Origin of the sequence: Xanthomonas sp. LMG 12461, from assembly GCF_009192935.1 — a bacterium.
GTDB classification, from domain to species: domain Bacteria; phylum Pseudomonadota; class Gammaproteobacteria; order Xanthomonadales; family Xanthomonadaceae; genus Xanthomonas_A; species Xanthomonas_A sontii.
The window spans coordinates 1-733 of sequence record NZ_NQYT01000129.1 but is presented as its reverse complement, the minus strand read 5'-3'; the positions used below and the strand labels follow the sequence as shown (position 1 = coordinate 733).

At 63.4% G+C, this 733-nt stretch carries 2 pseudogenes; one reads left to right on the top strand and one right to left on the bottom strand.

Features of this window, described 5'->3' with window-relative positions:
• A pseudogene (locus CEK68_RS20860) lies at nt 1-305 on the top strand (tRNA threonylcarbamoyladenosine dehydratase); the annotation flags it as partial.
• Nucleotides 306-380: 75 nt separating this feature from the next.
• Here the strand turns inward: CEK68_RS20860 and CEK68_RS21130 are convergent.
• Nucleotides 381-733, bottom strand: a pseudogene (locus tag CEK68_RS21130) (MFS transporter); the annotation flags it as partial.

Below are 733 nucleotides of genomic sequence, written 5' to 3'. Positions count from 1 at the left end.
CCGGTGGGCGCAGCGACGCGGTGCGCGTGCAAGTGCGTGATCTTTCGCGCACCGAGCACGATGCCTTGCTGGCGCTGGTGCGCAAACGCCTGCGCCAGCAGCATGGGTTCGCGCGCAACCCCGAGCGCTATTTCGGCATCGCCGCCGTGTACTCGATGGAAAACGTGCGGCGCGCGCCGGATGTCGATGCGGCTTGTGAACCTGGCAGCCTCGATTGCGGCGGCGGTCTGGGCTCGGTGATGCACGTCACCGCAAGTTTCGGCATGGCCGCCGCGGGCAAGACGCTGGAACTGCTGCTGCGCTAGCACAGCAGTAGGTTGCAACATACATTCACGCGCTGCGTTGATGCGGCACCGATCAGTTTTCCGCTTTGGTATCCGTTAGTGCATGCCCGCGCCAGCCGCGGCGTTGAATGGCGGTCGCGCCAGCCACACCAGCGGGATGATGACGATGAACAGCCAGCCGAACAGCCAGAACACATCGTTCACCGCCAGCGTATAGGCCTCCTTACTGACGATCAGATCGATCAGGCCGAAAGTTGGTGGTCCATGCAGTCCCAGTGCATGCACCTTGTCGATGTAAGCCACCGCGCCGGGATTGCCCAGGCTGACCTGTTCGGCGAGCATGGCGTGGTGATATTCGGCGCGGTGCTGCCATAGCGTCACTGTCACCGCCGTGGACACGCTGGAAGCCAGTGTGCGGAAAAAATTGGCCAGTCCGGAGGCCGAGGCGA